At 73.2% G+C, this 17,687-nt stretch carries 13 protein-coding genes; 10 read left to right on the top strand and 3 right to left on the bottom strand.

Going from position 1 to position 17,687, the window contains the following annotated elements:
- Nucleotides 1–35 precede the first annotated feature (35 nt).
- From J2S46_RS21535 to J2S46_RS21545, 3 genes are all read right to left on the bottom strand, one after another.
- On the bottom strand, nucleotides 36–539 hold the full coding sequence (locus J2S46_RS21535) for a hypothetical protein (protein WP_191288433.1): 504 nt from the start codon (nucleotides 537–539) through the stop codon (nucleotides 36–38).
- Between the two features lie 95 nt (nucleotides 540–634).
- On the bottom strand, nucleotides 635–838 hold the full coding sequence (locus J2S46_RS21540) for a DUF397 domain-containing protein (RefSeq protein ID WP_191288432.1): 204 nt from the start codon (nucleotides 836–838) through the stop codon (nucleotides 635–637).
- Complete coding sequence (locus J2S46_RS21545; protein ID WP_191288431.1) at nucleotides 828–1,667, bottom strand: helix-turn-helix domain-containing protein; 840 nt, start codon at nucleotides 1,665–1,667, stop codon at nucleotides 828–830. Before J2S46_RS21545 ends, J2S46_RS21540 begins: the two co-directional genes overlap by 11 nt.
- Nucleotides 1,668–1,793: 126 nt before the next feature.
- On the opposite strand from J2S46_RS21545, the gene J2S46_RS21550 reads away from it, so the two are divergent.
- The 10 genes from J2S46_RS21550 (at nucleotide 1,794) to J2S46_RS21595 (ending at nucleotide 17,541) form a co-directional block, all read left to right on the top strand.
- Nucleotides 1,794–2,135, top strand: coding sequence for a hypothetical protein (locus tag J2S46_RS21550; protein WP_191288722.1), 342 nt, complete (start codon nucleotides 1,794–1,796; stop codon nucleotides 2,133–2,135).
- A gap of 665 nt (nucleotides 2,136–2,800) precedes the next feature.
- Nucleotides 2,801–4,345 (top strand): cytochrome ubiquinol oxidase subunit I, encoded by a 1,545-nt coding sequence (locus J2S46_RS21555; RefSeq protein WP_191288430.1) that lies wholly within the window; start codon nucleotides 2,801–2,803, stop codon nucleotides 4,343–4,345.
- Between the two features lie 13 nt (nucleotides 4,346–4,358).
- Entirely contained in the window at nucleotides 4,359–5,384 is a 1,026-nt protein-coding gene (gene cydB, locus J2S46_RS21560; RefSeq protein ID WP_191288429.1) for a cytochrome d ubiquinol oxidase subunit II, read from the top strand.
- An 82-nt stretch (nucleotides 5,385–5,466) separates the two neighbouring features.
- Complete coding sequence (gene cydD / locus J2S46_RS21565) at nucleotides 5,467–9,183, top strand: thiol reductant ABC exporter subunit CydD (RefSeq protein WP_191288428.1); 3,717 nt, start codon at nucleotides 5,467–5,469, stop codon at nucleotides 9,181–9,183.
- Nucleotides 9,184–9,445: 262 nt separating this feature from the next.
- Complete coding sequence (locus tag J2S46_RS21570; protein WP_370882219.1) at nucleotides 9,446–11,317, top strand: sensor histidine kinase; 1,872 nt, start codon at nucleotides 9,446–9,448, stop codon at nucleotides 11,315–11,317.
- A 292-nt stretch (nucleotides 11,318–11,609) separates the two neighbouring features.
- Nucleotides 11,610–11,915, top strand: a complete 306-nt coding sequence (locus J2S46_RS21575; RefSeq protein ID WP_191288427.1) for a hypothetical protein — start codon at nucleotides 11,610–11,612, stop codon at nucleotides 11,913–11,915.
- A complete protein-coding gene (locus tag J2S46_RS21580) occupies nucleotides 11,905–12,309 on the top strand; it encodes a hypothetical protein (protein WP_191288426.1) in 405 nt (134 codons plus the stop codon). Before J2S46_RS21575 ends, J2S46_RS21580 begins: the two co-directional genes overlap by 11 nt.
- Before the next feature lie 278 nt (nucleotides 12,310–12,587).
- On the top strand, nucleotides 12,588–13,634 hold the full coding sequence (locus tag J2S46_RS21585) for a substrate-binding domain-containing protein (RefSeq protein ID WP_191288425.1): 1,047 nt from the start codon (nucleotides 12,588–12,590) through the stop codon (nucleotides 13,632–13,634).
- A gap of 435 nt (nucleotides 13,635–14,069) precedes the next feature.
- Entirely contained in the window at nucleotides 14,070–14,672 is a 603-nt protein-coding gene (locus J2S46_RS21590; protein ID WP_191288424.1) for a hypothetical protein, read from the top strand.
- A 256-nt stretch (nucleotides 14,673–14,928) separates the two neighbouring features.
- The gene (locus tag J2S46_RS21595; RefSeq protein ID WP_191288423.1) at nucleotides 14,929–17,541 is read left to right on the top strand and encodes a hypothetical protein; all 2,613 of its coding nucleotides are present in this window, start codon (nucleotides 14,929–14,931) and stop codon (nucleotides 17,539–17,541) included.
- Nucleotides 17,542–17,687: the final 146 nt, after the last annotated feature.

Below are 17,687 nucleotides of genomic sequence, written 5' to 3' on the forward strand. Positions count from 1 at the left end.
GGCACCAGTCCTGCGCCAATCCGCGCCGGGTGATGTCACGCCAGGTCGGCCGGGGGCGGCGCCGCCCCTTCGACGGCGTACACCCGGACCGGATCCAGGTGCAGCTCGTACGGGCCGAGACAGTCCGCCGAGAGGGTGGCGAGGCGGACGCCGCAGGAACAGGCCCGGTTGGGGCCCTCCGTCCCGGTCGGTCCGCAGCACCCGCCACCGTTCTCGCCGCCGGGCAGCGGCTCCAGCCCCACCACGTCCTCGGGGTGGACGAGGACGGTGTTCCGGGGGCCTGCCGAGGTCAGCGATCCGCCGCCCACCAGGAGCCCCTGCTCCCCGGCCGGCCGCGCACCCGCCCGCCCGCCGAGCGGGAGGTAGGGCGCTCCCCACGGATCCGGGTCGACCGCGTAGTGCCCGCGCGGCACGGTGGACGGCGCACGCCGCGCCTCGCCGCCGACGTGCCGGTGAGCGGGCTTCGCCGGCACGGCGGCCAACGCCGTCAGGTCCTCGGAGAGTCGGGCACCGCAGCGCGCGCAGTGGAAGACCGTCATGGCCGCCGATCGGGTCGGCCGGCAGCGGCAGGGCGGGACGCCCCCGTTCGCCCCGGCGAGCGAGGTGAGACTTGGTCAGGAAGCCCTTCCGAGGCTCACACCCCGTCGAACTCCCCGGCCGCCACGGCCCGTACGAAGGCGTTCAGCGCCACGGGACTGAAGGCCAGGATGGGGCCGTGCGGGTCCTTGGAGTCGCGGACGCGGCCGGGGTTGGCGTCGTCGACCTCGATGCAGTCGCCGCCGTCGTTGTTGCTGTGGCTGCTCTTGCGCCAGCGGGCGGGCTCGGTGTCAGGTCGCATGGCGTTCGTGGTCCTCCATCGCCGCTCTGATCATCACCGCCGAGTCCCGGGGCGACAGGGCCTGGGCCCTGAGCAGATCGTATGACTCCCGGAGCTTCGCCACCTTCTCCGGGTCGTCCTCAAGTACCCCTGAGCGGCTGCCTTCCAGATAGGCCACGGTGGCCCGGGTCGGCAGCGTGAGCAAGGTGAGCGAGCCGCCCATCTCGCCGTGTTCTCCGGCGGAGAAGGGCAGCACCTGGACGGTGACATGAGACGGACGTCCGGCGTCGAGCAGGGCGGCGAGCTGCGTGACCGTCGTACTCGGACCGCCGACCGGGCGGCGCAGGGCGGCCTCGTCCAGGATGAACCAGTAGCGTGCGGGGGCGTCGCCGTGCACTCGCCGCTGGCGGTTGAGGCGAGCGGTGAGCTTGTCCTCGATTTCCTGTTCGGTGGCATGCGGGGCACCTGAACGCAAAGACGCCCGGGCGAAGTCGGGCGTCTGCAGCAAGCCCGGCACGGTGATCGTGCAGCTCTCGTGGATCAGCGCTTGAGCAGCCAGCTCCATGAACCGGCGGTACTTGTCCGGGAACTCCTGCGCCCGTGCCAGCGGGTAGAGCCCGATGAACAGGCCCTCGGTGCCGAAGACGGCGTCCAGCTTCTCGGACAGCCCCCGGGGCGGGGCTGACTCGGCCGTCTCGATCCGGCTCAGATGGGCCTTGGAGAAGTTCAGAATCGCCGCCAGTCTCGCCAACGACATCCCGTCCGCTCTCAGGCGGTGCCGGCGGATCTCGGCGCCGTACAGGTCCCGGGCGGATCGTTCCGGGTGGAGGTCACGTCCCTTGAAGACCATCCGGTGGCTCCTTCGTGTTCCCCGTCCGGTCGTGGAACACGGTCGGACTTCCCCAGCGTAGCTGCGCAGGGCGACGCTTGGAGTACGGACGGTGATGACCGTCAAGTACTTCCAGGAGCAACGACCATGACGAGCATTCAGTCCGGGGCCGACGACTCGACCCCGGACCCGCTGAACGACCGGCACCTGGCCGAGTGCCGCTGCCCGATGGACTGCGGCGGCCGGCCCGAGGCAGGGCTGAGACTCGTGAGCCCGTACCCGGCGATCGGGTCCGTGGACGCCGCCCGGGTGCGGCCGCCGGCGGTGCCGTACGTTCCGCGCCGGGTGGGCGAGACCGTCCGCGACGTGCTCAGCGGGCGGCCGGGGGTCTTCATGGGGCGCCTCGGCAACGCGGTCTTCCTCCGGCCGGTGTCCGGCGGGGTGGAATGGGACGTCGAGCCCCGATGGATCGATGGCCCGCACGTCTGACCGGGACGGCCTCGGCGAGCCCGCGGGTCCCGGGGGCGCCCGGCTCTGCGTGCCGAGCGCGGCGGCCGGTCTCCTCCTGGAGCTGGGGGCCGAGGTGTGGTCCTGCCGGGCTCACCACCTCTGCGGCCGGCTGCCGCCGGATCCCCACCGTCAGGTGGCCGCCTGGGCGGCACTGGGTACGGCCCGGCGCTGGGGCGCGCACTTCCCGTCCGGCCGGTTCTGGGGCTGCTGGGGGAGCGTCGGCGTGGCGACGGGCGGGCGGTGTCAAGCGCCTGATCGTCCAAATCGTCCGCCGGGGCCGACCGGCTGCTGATTGTGGGGCGCGGAGGCCGCTGCGCACACTGGCCGGGACAGCGGCAGGGCAGGGGCAGGGAAGCAGCGACGGCGAACCCGGGCGCGCCTGCCCCGGTCCCGGCCCGCGCGCCCGTACGTCCGTCCGTGTCCCGGTCGTCCCACGGGTGCTTCGCCGGGTGCTCTCCGTCGGGTGCTTCACCGGCTACCCCCACCCCCCTTGCGGCAGCTCCATAAGTATGATGGATACTGCCCTTGTGAATGTATTCACGTTCACAAGCGGACAAGCTTGCGTGGCAACGTGATGCTCTGTCGCTATAGATGAAGTTTGTCCGCTATGTGATCAAAAGGAACCCTGCCGGAGAGAGGGCGAAGTGGACCTAGCAGTCGCTCACGAGACCATTGCGCGATGGCAGTTCGGCATCACCACCGTCTACCACTACCTCTTCGTCCCGCTGACGATCAGCCTGGCCTCGATCGTGGCCGGGCTGGAGACCGCCTGGGTGCGGACGGGCAAGGACAAGTACTTCCACGCCACCAAGTTCTGGGGCAAGCTCTTCCTGATCAACATCGCCATGGGCGTGGTCACCGGCATCGTGCAGGAGTTCCAGTTCGGGATGAACTGGTCCGACTACTCGCGCTTCGTCGGCGACGTGTTCGGGGCCCCGCTGGCGATGGAGGCGCTGATCGCCTTCTTCTTCGAGTCGACCTTCATCGGGCTGTGGATCTTCGGCTGGGACAAGCTGCCGAAGAAGCTGCACGCCGCCTGCATGTGGATGGTCGCCATCGGCACCGCCCTCTCGGCGTACTTCATCCTGGCGGCGAACTCCTGGATGCAGCACCCGGTCGGCTACGAGGTGAACCCGGCCACCGGGAAGGCCCAGCTCAACGACATCGCGCGGGTGCTCTTCCAGGACACCACCGTGGTCGTCGTCCTGCACACCCTCACCGCAGCCTTCCTCACCGGCGCGGCGTTCGTGATCGGCATCTCCTCCTTCCACCTCTGGCGGGCCAAGCGCAAGCCGGAGACGGCCGACCCGAAGAGGACCGCCGTGATGCGGACCTCGCTGCGGCTCGGGCTCGTCCTGGCGGTGATCTTCGGTCTCGGCAGCGCGCTCAGCGGCGACGAGCTGGCCAAGGTGATGTTCAGGCAGCAGCCGATGAAGATGGCGGCGGCGGAAGCGCTCTGGGAGACCCAGGACCCGGCGCCGTTCTCGATCTTCGCGGTCGGCAACGTGAACGAGGGGCACAACTCGGTCGAGCTGGAGATCCCGGGGATACTGTCCTTCCTCGCCAACAGCAACTTCAGCTCGCCGGTGCCGGGCATCAACGACACCGCCGCGGCCGAGGCCGCGAAGTACGGCGGCGACCCCAAGGACTACATCCCCAACATCTTCGTCACGTACTGGGGCTTCCGCCTCATGATCGGCTTCGGGATGACCTCCTTCGTGGTCGGCCTGCTCGGCCTCTGGACGACCCGGAAGAGGAGATTCCTGGCGCCCGAGCACCGCACCGCCGACGACGAGGTGCCGAAGCTGATGCTCACCCCGCACCGTGAACTCGGGCCCTTCCTCACCCGGTGGAGCTGGCGGATCGGCATCGTCACCCTCGGGTTCCCGCTGATCGCCAACAGCTTCGGCTGGATCTTCACCGAGATGGGCCGTCAGCCGTGGGCCGTGTTCGGGCTGATGAAGACGGCCGACGCGGTGTCGCCGAACGTCAGCGTGACGACGCAGGTGATCGCCCTCAGCACCTTCACCCTGCTGTACGCGATCCTCGCCGTGATCGAGGTGAAGCTGCTGGTCAAGTACGCCAAGGCCGGCCCGGACACCGCCGAGCTTCCCCCGGCGAAGGACCCGACGCTGGGCGGGCCGTCCTCCGACGAGGACGCCGACAAGCCACTCGCCTTCGCCTACTGAGGACAGAGAGATCATGGAACTCCACGACGTCTGGTTCATCCTCATCGCCGTCCTGTGGATCGGCTACTTCTTCCTCGAAGGCTTCGACTTCGGCATCGGCATCCTGACCAAGCTGCTGGCCCGCGGCACCACCGAGCGCCGGGTCCTGATCAACACCATCGGGCCGGTCTGGGACGGCAACGAGGTCTGGCTGCTGACGGCCGGCGGCGCCACCTTCGCGGCCTTCCCCGACTGGTACGCGACGCTGTTCAGCGGCTTCTACATCCCGCTGCTGGTCATCCTGGTCTGCCTGATCGTCAGAGGCGTGGCCTTCGAGTACCGGCACAAGCGGGACGGTGAGCGCTGGCAGCGCAACTGGGAGCACGCGATCTTCTGGACGTCGCTGATCCCGGCCTTCCTGTGGGGGGTCGCGTTCGCCAACATCGTGGCGGGCGTCGACATCGACCAGCAGAAGAACTACACCGGCACCCTGTGGGACCTGCTCAACCCGTACGCCCTCCTCGGCGGGCTGGTGACGCTGTTCCTCTTCACCTTCCACGGCGCGGTGTTCGCCGCCCTCAAGACGGTCGGCGACATCCGGGGCCGGGCCCGGGCGATGGCCCTCCAGCTGGGGCTGGCCACGGCCGTCCTCGCGCTGGTCTTCCTGATCTGGACGCAGGCCGACAGCGGCGACGGCTGGAGCCTGGCCGCCCTGGTGGTCGCGGTGCTGGCGCTGGTCGGGGCGCTGGTGGCCAACCAGCTGGCCCGCGAGGGCTGGGCGTTCGGCCTCTCGGGGCTGACCGTCGTGGCGGCGGTCGCGATGCTCTTCCTGGCGCTGTTCCCGGACGTGATGCCCTCCACCCTGAACCCCGAGTGGAGCCTGACCGTCAGCAACGCCTCGTCCTCGCCGTACACGCTCAAGCTGATGACGATCGTCGCCGCGATCTTCACCCCGATCGTGCTGCTCTACCAGGCCTGGACGTACTGGGTGTTCCGCAAGCGGATCGGCGTCCAGCACATCCCGGGGCACGACCCGGCGGCCGCGCTCGACCGGCCGTAACGCTCCTCCCGGCCGCTCGTAGCGCCGTCCGCGCCCCTCCCGCCGCATTCCCTCTCCCGCCGCACCGCCAAGGAGAACCGTCGTGAAGCCCGTCGACCCACGGCTGCTGGGTTACGCCCGCACGACCCGTGCCTTCCTCGCCGGATCGGTGATCCTCGGCGGGGCGGGCGCGGCCCTGGTGGTGGCCCAGGCGAGCCTGATCGCCGAGATCGTCGTCCGCGGCTTCCAGCAGCGGGCCGGGCTCGACGAGCTGACCGGCCCGCTGCTGCTGCTCGCCCTCACCGCCGTCGGCCGGGGGCTGGTCGCCTGGCTGACCGAACTGACCGCGCACCGGTCGGTGGCCAGGGTGAAGTCCACCCTGCGCCGCCGGCTGGTCGACCACGCCACGGCGCTCGGGCCGGCGTACCTCGCCGGCCGGCGCACCGGCGAACTCACCACCCTCGCCACCCGGGGCGTCGACGCCCTGGACGACTACTTCGCCCGCTACCTGCCGCAGCTGGCGCTGGCCGTGGTCGTCCCGGTCGTGGTGCTGCTGCGGATCGTCGGCGCCGACTGGACCTCCGCCGCGATCATCGCCGGCACCCTCCCGCTGATCCCGCTCTTCATGGCGCTGATCGGGATGGCCACCCAGGCCCGGATGGACCGTCAGTGGGCGGGGCTGTCCCGGCTCTCCCACCACTTCCTGGACGTGGTGGCCGGCCTGCCCACCCTCAAGGTCTTCAACCGGGCCAAGGCCCAGGCCGAGACGATCGGGCGGATCACCGCCGAGTACCGCCGGGCCACCCTGCGCACCCTGCGGATCGCCTTCATCTCCTCCTTCGCGCTGGAGCTGCTCTCCACCCTCTCCGTCGCGCTGGTCGCCGTCTCGATCGGCTTCCGGCTGGTCGACGGGACGCTCGACCTGGAGACCGGGCTGCTGATCCTGATCCTCGCCCCCGAGGTGTACTTCCCGATCCGGCAGGTCGGCGCCCTCTACCACTCCAGCGTGGAGGGGCTCACGGCCGCCGACGAGATCTTCCAGGTCCTGGAGACCCCGCTGCCGGCCACCGGCACCATCCCGGCCCCGGCCCTGGCGGGCGCCACCCTCACCGTCACCGGCCTCACCGTCACCCACCCGGGCCGCACCGCACCGGCCCTCCAGGACGCCGCGCTCACCCTCACTCCCGGCAGCACCACCGCCCTCACCGGCCCCAGCGGCGCCGGCAAGAGCACCCTGCTCTCCGTCCTGCTCGGCCTCACCACCCCGGACGCCGGGACCGTCACCGTGACCACCCCGGACGGGACCGCCCACCGGCTCGCCGACCTGGACCCCACCACCTGGCGCCGCCAGATCGCCTGGATCCCGCAGCACCCCCACCTCTTCGCCGGCACCATCGCCGACAACGTCCGCCTCACCACCCCCGCCGCCACCGACGAGGACGTCCGCACCGCCCTGGCCGCCGCCCACGCCCTGGACTTCACCACCCGCCTCCCCCAGGGCATCCACACCCTCCTCGGCGAAGGCGGCACCGGCCTCTCGGCGGGCCAGCGCCAACGCCTCGCCCTGGCCCGCGCCCTGCTCGCCACCGACCGCCCCTTGGTCCTGCTGGACGAGCCCACCGCCAACCTGGACGGCGAGAGCGAGGCCGCCGTGGTCGCCGCCGTCCGCACCCTCGCCGAGGACCCCACCCGCACCGTCCTGCTGATCGCCCACCGCCCCGCCCTCCTGGCCGTGGCCGACCACCACACCCACCTGAACACCCCCCTGAGCCCCACCACCCCCACCACCCCCCTGAGCCCCACCGCCCCCACCACCCCCCTGAGCCCCACCACCCTCCCCATCCCCCACCCCCACCCCCACCCCCTTCCCCCCACCGAGGGTGCGCTGCGCGAGGGGGCGGCGGACGGGGTGGGTACGGAGGGGGGCGTGGTGCGCGATTATCGGACTGCCAACGGCGAGGACCCGGCACACGAGGGTCGGCAGTCCGATAATCGTGCAGCCCCCCGTAGTGCCCACCCCGGGAGCCGGCCCCGCAACCACCCACCCGAGAGCAACCACCGCCCGAGCCCCACGCGCAGCGCACCCCGCCTCACAGCAGCCACCACCCTCGGCACCGCCGCCCTCCTCTCCGCCGTAGCCCTGATGGCCACCTCCGGCTACCTCATCTCGTACGCCTCCGAGATGCCCCCGGTCCTCTACCTGATGATGGCCGTCACGGCCGTCCGCGCCTTCGGCATCGGCCGCAGCGTCTTCCGCTACGCCGAGCGGCTGGTCTCGCACGACGCCGTCCTGCGCACCCTCGGCACGCTCCGCACCGCCGTCTACGCCCGCCTCGAACAGCTGGCCCCGGCGGGGCTGCCGGCCTTCCGCCGCGGCGATCTGCTCTCCCGGCTGGTGGCGGACGTGGACGCGATCCAGGACCACTACCTGCGCTGGCGGCTGCCCGTCTCGATCGCCGCCGCCGTCTCGGTGGTGTCGGCGGTCGGGCTCGGGCTGTTCCTCCCGGCGGCGGGGGCGGTCCTCGCGCTGGGCCTGCTGCTGGCGGGCGCGGTCGTCCCGGCCCTGGCGGCCCGGCTGTCGGGGCGGACGGAGCGCCGGCAGGCGCCCGCCCGGGGCGAGCTGGCCAACACCGTGGTGGACACCTTCACGGGGACCGCCGAGCTGACCGTCGCGGGCGCGCTGCCGCGCCGGCTGGCGGCGGTCCGGGCGGCGGACGCCGACCTCACCGCGCTGGCGGGGCGGTCGGCCGCGACCACGGCGCTCGGCGCGGGGCTGGTGGCCCTGCTGACCGGGCTGACGTTGACGGCGGCCGCGGCGGCCGGCCTGCGGGGCGTCGCCAGCGGGGCGCTGGCGCCGGTCTGCCTGGCGGTGGTGGTGCTGACGCCGCTGGCCGCATTCGAGGCGGTGGCCGGGATGCCGCTCGCGGTGCAGGCGCGGGAGCGGAGCAGGGCGGCGCGGGCCCGGCTGGCGGACGTGCTGGAGTCCCCGCTGCCGGTGGCCGAGCCTGCGGCCCCGGCGCCGCTGCCCGCGCAGCCGTTGCCGATCGCCGTCCGGGGGCTGAGCGCCCGGTACCCGGGCGGGGAGCGGGACGCGCTCTCGGACGTCTCGCTCACCCTGGCGGCGGGCCGCCGGATCGCCGTGGTGGGGCCGTCCGGGTCGGGCAAGAGCACGCTGGCGCTGACGCTGCTGCGGTTCCTGGACCGGACGGCGGGGACGGTCACGCTGGCCGACGGCTGTCCACAGGCTGTGGACAGTGCCCTGACCGCCTCGGACGACGTCCGCCGGGTGATCGGCCTGTGCGCCCAGGACGCGCACGTCTTCGACAGCTCGCTGCGCGAGAACCTGCGGCTGGCCCGGCCCGGCGCCACCGACGAGGAGCTGTGCGCGGCGCTGGCGTCGGCCCGGCTGCTGGACTGGGTGGAGACCCTGCCCGCGGGCCTGGACACCATGGTCGGCGAGCACGGCGGACGGCTCTCGGGGGGCCAGCGCCAGCGTCTGGCCCTGGCCCGGGCGCTGCTCGCGGACTTCCCCGTGCTGGTGCTGGACGAGCCCGCCGAGCACCTCGACCTGCCGACCGCCGACGCCCTCACGGCCGACCTGCTGGCCGCCACGGCCGGCCGCACCACCCTGCTGATCACCCACCGGCTGGCCGGCCTGGCCGCCCCGGGGGCGGTGGACGAGATCCTCGTCCTCGACGGCGGCCGGGTGGTCGAACGCGGTGGCTGGGCGGACCTGACCGCCGACCCCGGCAGCCGGCTGCACGCGATGTGGCAGCGCGAGCAGGAGGCCGACGGCCTCCTCCTGCTCGACGCGCACTGACCCCCCCGCCCTCCGCCCTCGCCTCCGCCCCTCCGCCCTCGCCTCCGCCCCTCCGCCCTTTCCCGCCCTCCGCCCTCGCCTCCGCCCCTCCGCCCTTTCCCGCCCTCCGCCCTCGCCTCCGCCCCTCCGCCCTTTCCCGCCCTCCGCCCTCGCCTCCGCCCCTCCGCCCTTTCCCGCCCCCTCCTTCCTGCGCCGACCTCGGCCGACGCGCCGCTCCCCCGTCCGTCCAGCCGTCCAAATCCACCCAAACTAGGCTCGTCCCATGGCCCGCACCCCCGACCGCGATCCCGCCCCCGAGCACCCCGGCCCCGACCCCGACCCCGCCCGCGACCCTGCCGGCGCCTCCGCCCCCGCCGGCGACCTCACCCCCGGGCCGCACCCCGCCACCCACCGGGTGCCCGAGATCGCCTCGCTCGGCCTGGACACCCTGGTCACCGAGGTGGCCGAGCGGCTGCAGTCGGCCGCCGCCGTCACCGACCGGATGCAGCGGCTGCTGGAGGCCGTGGTCTCGGTCGGCGCCGGGCTGGACCTGCACGCCACGCTCCAGCGGATCGCGATCGGGGCGGCCGAACTGGTCGACGCCCGGTACGCCGCGCTCGGCGTGATCGCGCCGACCGGCCACGGGCTGGCCGACTTCATCCACGTGGGGGTGGACGAGGAGACGGCGGCCAGGATCGGCGAGCTGCCGGCCGGCCGGGGCATCCTCGGGGCGCTGATCGACCGCCCGGAGCCGCTGCGGCTGACCGACCTGGCCGCCGACCCGCGCTCCGCCGGGTTCCCCCGGCACCACCCGCCGATGACGTCCTTCCTGGGCGAGCCGATCCGCGTGCGCGGCGAGGTGTTCGGCAACATCTACCTGACCGAGAAGGCGGGCGGCGGGGCCTTCACGCCCGAGGACGAGCAGGTGCTGCACGCGCTGGCGGCGGCGGCCGGGGTGGCGATCGAGAACTCCCGGCTCTACGAGGAGGGCCGTCGCCGCGAGCGGTGGATCGCGGGGGCGAACGCGGTGACCACCGCGCTGCTCTCCACCGACGAGGCGCAGGTGGCGCTGACGGTGGCGGCCGAGCAGGTCCGCGAGCTCGCCGGGGCGGCGCTGGGGATGATCCTGCTGCCGACCGGCGGCGGGCAGCTGCGGGTCTCGCACGCCTCGGGGGAGGCCGCCGAGTTCGTGACCGGCGAGCTGGTGCCGCAGAGCGGGTTCGCGGCGCGGCTGTTGGAGGGGGAGAGCGTCTACCTGGACGACATGTCGGGCGACCCCACGGTGGAGATCAGGCTCGCCCGGACCTTCGGGCCGTCGATGGCGGTGCCGATGGTGGCCGCCGGGCGGGTGCTCGGTGCGCTGGGGGTGTGGCGGAGCAAGGGCGCGGCGCCGTTCACGGAGGCGGAGAAGCAGCTCGCGCAGACCTTCGCCTCGCAGGCCGCGCTGGCGCTGCGGCTGGCCGAGGCGCAGCGCGACCGGCAGCGGCTCGCGGTGTTCCAGGACCGCGACCGGATCGCCCGGGACCTCCACGACCTGGTGATCCAGCGGCTGTTCGCGACCGGCATGATGCTGGAGAGCGCCGCCCGGCGGGCCGTGGTGCCGGAGGTGCAGACCGGGATCGGCAAGGCCGTGGACGAGCTGGACGCGACCATCCAGGAGGTCCGCACCACCATCTACGCCCTGCAGCACGACGGGCAGGGCGACGAGCCGGACACCCTGCGGACCCGGGTGCTGCGGGAGGGCAGCCAGGCCGCCGCCGCGCTGGGGTTCAAGCCCTCGGTGGCCTTCACCGGGCCGGTGGAGAGCCTGGTGGGGGAGAAGGCGGGCCGTCAGCTGCTCGCGGCGCTGCGGGAGATGCTCTCCAACACGGCCCGGCACGCGCGAGCCTCCCGGGTGCGGGTGGATGTCGACGCCACCGTGCATCTGGACGACGAGGGGCGGCCCGTCTCCGGTGATCCTGACTCACTGGACCGGGCCGGGCGCCCGGGGGTGCTGCTGTCGGTGACGGACGACGGGGTGGGGATCCCGGAGGGCGGCCGGCGCAGCGGGCTGCGCAACCTGGCCCGCCGGGCGGAGGCGCTGGGAGGGGACGCCTGGCACGAGCCGGGGCCGTACGGCAAGGGCACCTCGGTGCGCTGGACGGCCCGGCTCTGACGACGCCGCAGGCAACGCGAAGTGTGCACTTGGTGAAAGTTTAACGAGGGAGAACTTCCCGGCCAACGGAGCAAGTTGTGCATTTGCTGCCCTTCCAGAGCGCTTGTGTGCACACATAGCTTTGCCTCGTCTCGCTGAACGGACGGGGGGAGCAGTGGACGCGTCGGCCCGCGGTCGCGCCGTATCACCAGGTTTAGGCAAAGCAGGGCCGAGGGGTGGGTTCCGGACCGAGCGGGGGCCCGACGGCCGGTACCGGTGGCAGCTGAAGGCGTCGAACGGGCGGCTCGTCGCGGTGTCACCGGCCGCCTTCGACACGCCCGCCGAGGCCGAGCGGAGCTTCGAGAACCTTCGGACGGCCGCCCCGGAGCTGGTCGCCCGGATCACCCATGTCCGGGACGGCATCGGCTGGATCTGGGTCGTCCCGGGCGCCAGGGGCCTGCCCGAGATCCGCTCCAGCCGCCCCTACGAGCGGTACGCGACCTGCCAGAACGCCTTCCGCCGGTTCGTCGTGCTGCTCGGCAAGCTGGCCGATCCCACCGAGGATCCGGCGCAACTCCCCCAGGGCAGAAGACGCTCGAGACCCACCGATGCCCGCTGAGGCACGCGGGCCGCGACTGCTGACCGTGCACGGGGCGGATCGCGGGGTCGGCTGGGCGATGCGCGCGGCCAACGGCCGCCAGCTCGCCGTCGGCGCCCGGAGCTACCGTGGCGAAGCGGAACTCTCCTCCGCCATAAGACAGTTGTTCATCGAACGGGCCGCCCTGCGGTGTACCGTCGGGCAGTCGGAGGCCCGGCTCTGGGTCTGGACGGCCTACCTCCCCCCGCGCAGCACCAGGCCGGGCGCCGAGGAGGCCGAGCCGATCGCCCGCAGCGCGCGCGGCTACCTGCGCCGCGACCAGTGCCAGGGCGGTGTCGACAGCTTCCTCACCGCCCTCCAGGCCCTCGGCCGGGAGCTGCGCCGCACCGGACAGGGCGACCGGTGGCCCTGGTGAATCGCAGGTTTCCGGCAAGGTCCCGAACCGCCACCGAGAGAAGAACGTCGACAGGCCTCCGGTGCCTCCCGGCCGCCCGCCGTCCCCTCCGCGACCTGCGCGGACGCCCGTGCGCCGTCCGATGCGCCGGGCGCCGCCGCCGGCCGGCCGGCCCTTCCGGGGGAACGGCCCGGCGGACAGGATCAGGTCTGCCGGAGCGGCCGCCGCGGACTCCGGCCCCGGGCCTCATCAGGGTCACGGGTAGCGATGTACGTCTCTCCCACCGGAGGAATCGGAACATGCGCAAGACCGCTGCCAAGCTGCTCACCGCCGCCGCCCTCGCGACCTCGCTCGTCTCCGTCGCGAGCGGCACGGCGATGGCCGACCCGTCCGTCGTACCGGCCACCCAGGACATCGTGGGCGTCGGCTCGGACACCACGCAGACCGTTCTGAACCAGTTCTCGACCGACTACAATGCCTACCTCACGGGCCTGGGCGACACCACCTCCCCGCGCCTCTACAGCTTCGACGCGACCGGCTCGGCGACCATCACCGCCAAGGCCGGCACCACCGCCTTCGCCCGCCCGAACGGCTCCGGCGCCGGCATCACCGCCCTGAACCAGACCAGCCCGTCGGTGCTGCCGATCGACTTCGCGCGCTCCTCGCGTGCCCCGCAGACCGGTGACCTGACGACGGACATCTTCGTCGGCTTCGCCAAGGACGCGGTGACCTGGTCCGCCAAGTCCACCGGCAGCAACGCCCCCGCCAACCTGACCACGGCGGACCTGAAGAACATCTACAACGGCACCTACACCACCTGGAACCAGATCACCGACATCGCGGGCTACACCGGCCCGAACGTCACGATCAAGCCGTACCTGCCGCAGGCCAGCTCCGGCACCCGTTCCTTCTTCCTCAAGGCCATCGGCGTCACCACCCTGGGTGCCAACGTCGTCACCGGCCCCGAGGAGAACGAGGGCACCGACGCGGCGCTCAACGACGCCAACGTGATCTTCCCCTACTCGGTGGGTCACTACGTCGGCCAGGTCTACGGCGGCCACTCCTCCGGGACGGACGCTGCCGGTGTCCTGAGCCTGCGCTCGATCAACGGTGTCGCCCCGCTCACCGCGAGCAACACGATCAACCCGACCTTCGCCAACCCGACCTACGGCCGCACCCTGTACAACGTGGTCCGTAACGCCGAGTGGACCGCCGCCACCACCAAGGGCATCGCCCTGCGCAACATCTTCGGCACCAGCGGCTGGATCTGCACCAACGGCGCCGCCGACATCGCCAGCTACGGCTTCCTGACCATCGGCGGCTGCGGCAGCACCACGCACATCTGATCCACCACCACGCACATCCGATCCACCGTCACACACCGTCGGCCGGGGGCCTCGCGCCCCCGGCCGACGGGCCGCACCGAGCGCTCCGCCCCCGCCGCCACGGGGCCGGGGCGCGCTCTCGGTCGGGCACCACGTCGGCCAGGTCCACCGGTACGTCCACCACGTGGTCCGCGCCGCAGAGGGGTCCGGGGCCGACGCCCACGGCGCCGCGCCGCGGGACATCTTCGGCCCGACCGGCCGGAACCGCGCGAACGGCGCCGCCGACATCCGGAGCCACGGCTTCCTGGCGCCGCCCCGACCCTGTGCGGCACCCTCCCGCCCACTCATCGTCCGTCGGCACCACCTGACGGCAGGGGTCGGACGCGGCCACCGCCCCGCGGTGGCCGGCCGGCCCCATGCTCCACCCCGCCCAGAGCGCATCCCAAGGAGACCAGCATGTCCCGCACCAGCGTTCGCCTCGCCGCCACCGCCGCCACCGCGGTCCTCGCCGTCACCGGTCTCTCCGGTGCGGCCGCCGCCGACACCACCCCGGCCCCGGCCACCGCGGCGAGCGGCAGCGTCGTGGTCCACGAGAGCACCTCGTTCATCCAGCAGACGGCCGCGGCCGGTGTCGTGGTGGTCCCGCTCCCCGCCGGCCAGCCCGGCTACGACAGTGCCACGGGGTTCTCGGCGACCTTCCCGGCGACCGGTGGCGACGCCAACCTGCAGGCCTACTACGACAAGATCGACCTGGGCGGCGGCCTGCTGTTCGTCAACCTGCTCACCGGCAAGACGGCGATCTTCAAGCAGCTGGCCTTCCAGGCCGACACCTGGAAGCTCACCGGTGTGCCGCTGGGCGCCACCGCGCCGGTCAACCTGCTCGACCCGGCCGGTGACAACCAGATCACCCGCACCGGCACCACGCAGTCGCTGGAGGCCTCCGACCTCAAGGTGGACGCCCAGGGCGCCCAGTACGTCGACGGCAAGCTCGGCACCACCTTCTTCCAGGGCGGCCAGTCCGTCGGCTCGCTCTCGATCACCTTCACGCCGGCCGGCTGAGGATCCCCCGCCCTGCCACGAATGCGCAGCGGGCCCACGCGCCGACGCGCGTGGGCTCGTCGGCGTGCCCTTCAGCAGCTGGTCGATATCCGCAACACGCTTGCAGCGCTGACGTGTTGTGGCCTCGTACACCCTGTCGACCGGAACCGGCCATGTCCGGCTGGCCGAATAGTGACGCACCGGAACCGTCGGTACGCCCACAGATCCGTCCATCGCCCCGCGCACGTCCGTGCGCAGCTCCACGGAGGTGCCCGCCATGAGAGTCCGCCAGCCAGACCCGAGACATCAGGGGTGGTGGCGGAGGAGGCTGCCTGCGCTGACGCTCGCCCTGGCCGTGGTCGCCGCGCTCTCGGTGCTGCCGCTCGGCCTCGGGCCGGCCACCGAGGCGCGGGCGGCCACCGGGGTGACGGTGGAGGGGCCGGAGATCTGGGACCCGGCCACCGGGACGTACGGCGCCCGCGGCCAGGTGTCGGTCTCGCACGGCAAGAACCTCACCAACGAGGTCGTCCAGGTCTCCTGGAGCGGTTTCACGCCGACGGTGAACTGGGACGGCACGCCGGCCAGCCTGGTCCGGGAGTTCAGCGCCGACGTGATGTACCCGGTGCGGATCTACCAGTGCCGGGGCACCGACCCGAAGCCGACCGACTGCTACGGCAACACGATGTACGGCGGTGATCCGGCACTCGGCTTCGAGCAGCCGAGCCGCCCGGACGGCACCACCACCCCGGACTTCCCGTCCAACCACCGGATCGCGGTGACCGGCCCGGACGGCTCCGGCACGGCCAGCATCGAGGTCTGGACGTCGACGCAGAGCCCCTCGCTCGGCTGCGACGCGACCCACCCCTGCTCGATCGTGGTCGAGCCCAACTACGGCGGGGACCCGCTCGACAACTTCGGCCACCGGGGCGCCGCCGACTGCTCCGACCACTCGTTGGACATGGACTTCGAGAGCAACACCGCCACCGATCTGGTCTTCACCGGCCTGGAGAACCCGAAGACCCACAACCGCACCGGCGAGCAGTGCGCCTGGACCCACCGCGCCGTCGTGCCGCTGGAGTTCGCGCCGACCGCGGCCGACTGCAAGGCGGCCGTCGCGGACTTCAACGCCGCCGGCCTGGAGATGGCCAACCGGGCCCTGCAGCAGTGGCGTTCGGGCCTGTGCAAGGGCGACGCGCCGCTGAACCTGCAGTACAGCTTCGCCGGCGGCGAGCCGCAGGCGCGCGGGGACTTCCTCGCCGGGTCGGGCCCCGACATCGCCCTCACGGCCCGGGCCGACGCCGGGGCCGCGCCGCGGCCGTACGTCTACGCGCCGCTGGCCACCACCGGGATCTCGGTGGTCTTCGTGGTGGACGACCCGAACACCGGCCGTCAGATCCGGAACATGCGGCTGAACGCCCGGCTGCTGGCCAAGCTGCTCACCCAGTCGTACACCTTCGGCGCCTCGGACATCGTCTCGGTGGCGGGCAACCCGTCGAACATCTTCGGCGACCCGGAGTTCCAGCAGCTCAACCCGGCCTCGCTGAACGGCGGCGCCGCCTGGCCGACCTTCGCGGGCCCGGACATGCTGCCCGTCGTCCTCGGCGGGACCACGGACCTCGTCCACCAGCTGACCTCGTGGATCGCCTCGGACCCGGAGGCGTCCCAGTTCCTCCAGGGCTCGCCCGACCCGTGGGGCATGCACGTGGACACCTTCTACCTGCGGCCCAAGTTCGCCGGCTACCCGGTGGAGGCGCTGCAGCCGCAGGACTTCTCCGGCATCCCGGGGGAGACCGGGGACAAGGCCGTCTGGAAGCAGTGGGAGTGGAACCCGATGCTCGGCGGGCTGGGCCAGGTCGGCCGCAGCGTGCTGCAGTTCCAGGGCACGGCCCTGCGGACGGACGCGGACGGCAACGGCAACCACGTCCGGGTCGCCGCGCAGACCATCGGCCAGCGCACCATGTTCGCGATCCTGGACGCCGGGCAGGCCAAGGCCTTCGCCCTGCCGGAGGCCGCGCTGCGGAACCCGGCCGGCGCCTTCGTGGCGCCGGGCCTGGACTCCTACCGGGCGGCCGTCGCCGACATGCCCGTCGACCCGGTCAACGGCACCCAGCACCTGCCCTACGGCGTGGAGGGAACGGCCTTCGCCAAGGACCAGGGCGCGTACCCGCTGACCACGGTGCAGTACGCCATGACGCCGACCGCGGGCCTGTCCGCGGCCAAGGCCAGGGCGGTCTCGACCTTCCTCAAGCGGGTCACCGACCAGGGCGAGGGCCAGATCTACGGCCTCAACCCCGGCCAGCTCGCCCCCGGGTTCCTCGGGCTGACGCCGAACCAGCTGGCCCAGGCCAAGGCGGCCACGGCCCATGTCGCGACCCAGGACGGGGCGCTGCCGGGCAACCAGACGGCCCCGCCGGCCGAGGGCGGTGACACGGGCGGGCCCTCGTCCGGCGGCGCCGCCTCCGGCGGGGGCGGCGGAGCTGGCGGCGGCAGCGCCGGCGGTGACCAGGGCGCCGGCGGACCGGCCGGCGGCAGCGGTTCGAGCGGCGGCACCGGCGGGACGAGCGGTGACACCTTCGGCGGCGGGACGGCCGGCGGCTCGGCTGCGGCGGCGGGCGCGTCCGGTACCGCGTCGGCCGCCGCGAAGCCCGGCGCCTCGCCGTCGGCCTCCGCGAGCGGCGGCGCGCTGGACGCGGCACCGGTCGCGGCCGGGCGTCCGGCCCCGGACCGCGCGGGTACGGCCCGGCTGCTGCTGCCGGTCGCGTTGATCGCCGGCCTGGTGCTGCTGGTCGGCGGCCCGGCCGCCCTCGTCCTGGGCGGCACCCCGGCCGGTGGCCGGATCGTGGCGGGCGTGCGCTCCGGCTGGGCGCGACTGCGCGGGACCCGGCCCTGACCGGCGGTCCGTCCGGCGGGTGAGGACGTCCGGCGGGGCCCCGTCCAGGCCCCGCCGGACCGCCCCGCCGGACGGGTCCGCCCGAATCCCCCGTCCGCACCCGGTCCTGACCCGACGTCCGCACCGAGTCCCGCACCGAGTCCCGC

The organism is Kitasatospora herbaricolor (assembly GCF_030813695.1).
Lineage (GTDB): Bacteria > Actinomycetota > Actinomycetes > Streptomycetales > Streptomycetaceae > Kitasatospora > Kitasatospora herbaricolor.

Bases quoted from the DNA above. Each gene is read 5' to 3' on its own strand.
- J2S46_RS21585 (WP_191288425.1), top strand. From the start codon at position 12,588: ATGCGCAAGACCGCTGCCAAGCTGCTCACCGCCGCCGCCCTCGCGACC.
- J2S46_RS21545 (WP_191288431.1), bottom strand. From the start codon at position 1,667: ATGGTCTTCAAGGGACGTGACCTCCACCCGGAACGATCCGCCCGGGAC.
- J2S46_RS21540 (WP_191288432.1), bottom strand. From the start codon at position 838: ATGCGACCTGACACCGAGCCCGCCCGCTGGCGCAAGAGCAGCCACAGC.
- J2S46_RS21595 (WP_191288423.1), top strand. From the start codon at position 14,929: ATGAGAGTCCGCCAGCCAGACCCGAGACATCAGGGGTGGTGGCGGAGG.
- cydB (WP_191288429.1), top strand. From the start codon at position 4,359: ATGGAACTCCACGACGTCTGGTTCATCCTCATCGCCGTCCTGTGGATC.
- J2S46_RS21550 (WP_191288722.1), top strand. From the start codon at position 1,794: ATGACGAGCATTCAGTCCGGGGCCGACGACTCGACCCCGGACCCGCTG.
- J2S46_RS21590 (WP_191288424.1), top strand. From the start codon at position 14,070: ATGTCCCGCACCAGCGTTCGCCTCGCCGCCACCGCCGCCACCGCGGTC.
- J2S46_RS21580 (WP_191288426.1), top strand. From the start codon at position 11,905: ATGCCCGCTGAGGCACGCGGGCCGCGACTGCTGACCGTGCACGGGGCG.
- J2S46_RS21570 (WP_370882219.1), top strand. From the start codon at position 9,446: ATGGCCCGCACCCCCGACCGCGATCCCGCCCCCGAGCACCCCGGCCCC.
- J2S46_RS21535 (WP_191288433.1), bottom strand. From the start codon at position 539: ATGACGGTCTTCCACTGCGCGCGCTGCGGTGCCCGACTCTCCGAGGAC.